The 3635-nt window shown below is 69.5% G+C and carries 6 protein-coding genes; all 6 read left to right on the forward strand.

Annotated features, from left to right (window positions below; all coding sequences use genetic code 11):
- Positions 1-255: 255 nt before the first annotated feature.
- A complete protein-coding gene (locus GX015_RS01610) occupies positions 256-468 on the forward strand; it encodes a sortase (protein ID WP_291342281.1) in 213 nt (70 codons plus the stop codon).
- A complete protein-coding gene (locus tag GX015_RS01615; protein WP_291342283.1) occupies positions 469-624 on the forward strand; it encodes a hypothetical protein in 156 nt (51 codons plus the stop codon). It abuts the gene before it with no gap.
- Between the two features lie 141 nt (positions 625-765).
- Positions 766-2073 (forward strand): glutamate-5-semialdehyde dehydrogenase, encoded by a 1308-nt coding sequence (locus GX015_RS01620; RefSeq protein WP_046651406.1) that lies wholly within the window; start codon positions 766-768, stop codon positions 2071-2073.
- Between the two features lie 213 nt (positions 2074-2286).
- Positions 2287-2958, forward strand: coding sequence for a nicotinate-nucleotide adenylyltransferase (nadD, locus tag GX015_RS01625; protein ID WP_291342289.1), 672 nt, complete (start codon positions 2287-2289; stop codon positions 2956-2958).
- 9 nt (positions 2959-2967) lie between these two features.
- The gene (rsfS, locus tag GX015_RS01630) at positions 2968-3426 is read left to right on the forward strand and encodes a ribosome silencing factor (RefSeq protein WP_291342288.1); all 459 of its coding nucleotides are present in this window, start codon (positions 2968-2970) and stop codon (positions 3424-3426) included.
- Between the two features lie 87 nt (positions 3427-3513).
- A partial coding sequence (locus GX015_RS01635; protein WP_291342291.1) for a histidine phosphatase family protein occupies positions 3514-3635 on the forward strand: 122 nt, incomplete at its 3' end.

The following is a 3635-nucleotide window of genomic DNA, read 5'->3' on the forward strand; positions in this document are numbered from 1 at the left end:
GAGGGATTTTTGCGTTCGCGGGGCATAGTCGGGGCATGGTGTCCCGCATCGCAGGAACTCTTGGCGAACTGCTGATCACGTTCGGCGTGATCATCGCGTTGTTCGTCTTCTATCGGCTCTGTTAAGCGGACGTGTCCAGCGGCAAGGCCCAGGTCCAGGCCGCCGACGCCCTGCGATCGCAGTGGAACGCGGCCGCCTCGCCGGACCCGGTGCCGGCCGACTCCGGCACCTCGGTGGATCCGAGGATCTGCGGTCATGGCGGGGGCCTTCGATTGCGTGCCGGAGGGCACCGTCGTCCCGGGGGTGCCAGGGCGGCACATCGTCACCCCGGATCGGTCGGGGGTGGTCACGCCGCATGGAGAGGCGAGCATGGTCACCTTCACCACCTGCCATCCGCAGTGGGTGAACACGCACCGGTTGATCGTCCACGGCGTCCTGGCGGGCGTCGAAGCGAAGGAGATGGCGTAGATGTACGGACCCCTGTGGCGCGTTCTGCCCGGCCCCGCGTGGCTGAAGGCCATCGTCGTGCTGCTGGTGCTGGTCGGCCTGTTCTTCCTGCTCATGGAGGTGGTTTTGCCGTGGGTGGAGACCATGATGCCGTGGACGGACGTCTCCGTCGCTTAGCCGTACGTTTTCGGTCGCCGGTGGCCCGGGCGGTCGTGCTTGACGACGGCCCGGCCGGCACGCGGTGAAACGTGGTGCCGTGGGCGTCGTGAAGCATGGTGACTTGAAGCCCACCCCGGGGGTTTACCTACACTGGTCGGTATGACTGACGCGACAAACGACCAGACCATCACCCATGCCCGCGCCGCCGAGCGCGACGAGGTGCTGGACAAGGCCCGCCGCGCCAAGGACGTCACCATGGAATTGGCGCGCTACACCTCCGAGCGCAAGAACCGGCTGCTCCTCGCGGCCGCCGAGGCGCTCGTGGAGAAGACCCCGGAGATCCTCGAGGCCAACGAGGCCGACATCAAGGCCGGGCGCGAGCGCGGCCTGGACGAGTCCCTCATCGACCGCCTGAAGCTCGACGCCGAGCGCATCGAGGGCATCGCCGGCGGCCTGCGCCAGGTCGCCGCGCTGCAGGACCCGGTCGGGGAGGTGCTGCGCGGCAGCACCCTGCCCAACGGCATCAAGCTGTCGCAGGTCCGCGTCCCGCTGGGCGTGATGGGCATGGTCTACGAGGCCCGCCCGAACGTCACCGTCGATGCCTTCGGCCTGGCGCTGAAGTCCGGCAACGTGGCGCTGCTGCGCGGCTCGAAGTCCGCCGTCAACTCCAACACCGCGCTGGTGAAGGTGCTGCGCGGCGTGCTCGCCGCCGACGGTGCCCCCGAGGACCTGGTGCAGCTGCTGCCGTGCGAGACCCATGATTCGGTGCAGGACCTGATCACCGCCCGCGGGCTGGTCGACGTGGTCATCCCGCGCGGCGGCGCCGGCCTGATCGAGGCCGTGGTCACCGGTGCCACCGTGCCGGCCATCGAGACCGGCACGGGCAACTGCCACCTCTACATCGACGGCTCCGCCGACGTCGACGAGGCCATCGCGATGCTGATCAACGGCAAGACCCGCCGCTGCTCGGTGTGCAACGCCACCGAGGGCGTGCTGCTCGATCGCGCGCTGGGCGCGGAGAAGATCCGCAAGGTCCTCGACGCGCTGAACGCCGCGGACGTGAAGGTCCACGGCGACGTCGACAACCTGGCCGAGGCCGAGTGGGGCGGCGAGGTCATCCCCGCCACCGACGAGGACTGGAACGACGAGTACCTGTCCTTCGACATCGTGGCGAAGATCGTCGACGGCGTCATCGAGGCCACCGACCACATCAACGCCCACGGCTCCGGCCACACCGAGGCCGTCGCCGCCAAGGACTGGGAGGTGTGCGAGACCTTCGTCGACCGCGTCGACGCCTCCACCGTCAACGTCAACGCTTCGACCGCCTTCACCGACGGCGAGCAGTTCGGCTTCGGCGCCGAGATCGGCATCTCCACGCAGAAGCTCCACGCCCGCGGGCCCATGGCCCTGCCGGAGCTGACGTCCACCAAGTGGATCCTGCGCGGCACCGGACACACGCGCCCGTAACACCAGCTGTACCGCTGCGCGGCCCCCGGCCCACGCGGCCCCGACGGCGCTCGGCCACCGCCCGCGGGCCAGACTCCGTTGTTCGCCGATTATCGGCCGCCACCTGCGGAGGGTACGGTTTCCACCATGTCGGAAGAGCAGCATGAGCCCAAAAATGCCTTCGTGGCGGCTCGCGGTCGCGTCGTTAAGCGAAACGAGCCGACCCCGCCGCGCGTGCTGGCGGCGAGGTCCGACCGGCCGCGGCGCATCGGCGTCATGGGCGGCACGTTCGACCCGATCCACCACGGCCACCTGGTCGCGGCCAGCGAAGTCGCCGACAGGTTCGCGCTGGACAGCGTCATTTTCGTGCCCACCGGCGAGCCGTGGCAAAAGCGCGGGCGCAGGGTCTCGGACTCGGAGGACCGTTACCTGATGACGGTCATCGCCACCGCCTCCAACCCGCGGTTCACCGTCTCGCGCGTCGACATCGACCGCCCGGGCGCGACGTACACCATCGACACCCTCAACGACCTCAACGCCCAATTCCCCGACGACGAACTGTTCTTCATCACCGGCGCCGACGCGCTGCAGAAGATCGTCACCTGGCGGGACTGGGAGAAGATGTTCGACGCCGCGACGTTCGTCGGCGTCAACCGGCCGGGCTTCCACCTCGTCGAAGAGGAACTGCCCGACGTCGATCGCGCCCGCCTGCATCTGGTGGACATCCCCGCCATGGCGATCTCCTCGACCGACTGCCGCAAACGCGCCGCGGACGGCCGGCCGGTCTGGTATCTCGTCCCCGACGGCGTGGTGCAGTACATTGCCAAAAGGGGCTTGTACCAGGACGTGCAAGCCAACACCACCTCGCCCGCGGGCGGGGACGACCATTCGAACAACGGGAGCTGAATTCCACTCGTGACCGCATCCACCGAGGCCGCCAACCTGGCCACCATCGCCGCCCGGGCCGCCGACCGCATGAAGGGCGAGGACATCGCCGTCCTCGACGTGTCCGGACCCCTGGTGATCACCGACGCGTTCGTGCTGGTCAGCGCCGACAACGAGCGCCTGGTGTCCGCCATCGTCGACGAGGTCGAGGATGACCTGCGCGACGCCGGCGTCAAGCCCGTGCGCCGCGAGGGCGTCCGCGAGGGCCGGTGGGCGCTGCTGGATTACGGCACGCTCGTCGTCCACGTCTTCCGCACCGAGGAGCGCGACTTCTACGGCCTCGACCGCCTGTGGAAGGACTGCCCGCGCATCGAGGTCGAGGGCGTCGAGCAGACCCCCGTCTCCGGTGCCGCCGACGCGTCGCGCGCCGCTCGCTCGATCGACGAGATCCCGCTCGCCGCCCCCGAGCCGGACGCCGACGAGTACTAGATTTTCCCGCGCCGGGGTCCCGTCCGGCGCGACCCGCCCCTGACCCAGACCGCCCCGCGCCAGCCCGATCCCAGAGAGGACGCGCCGATGGACAACGTCCCCGCCCGCCGTCTGCTGTTGCTGCGCCACGGCCAGACGACGTACAACGCCACGCGCCGCATGCAGGGGCAGATGGACACCGAGCTGTCGGACGAGGGCGTCGCCCAGGC

The organism is Corynebacterium sp. (genome assembly GCF_012837295.1).
Taxonomy (GTDB): Bacteria; Actinomycetota; Actinomycetes; order Mycobacteriales; family Mycobacteriaceae; genus Corynebacterium.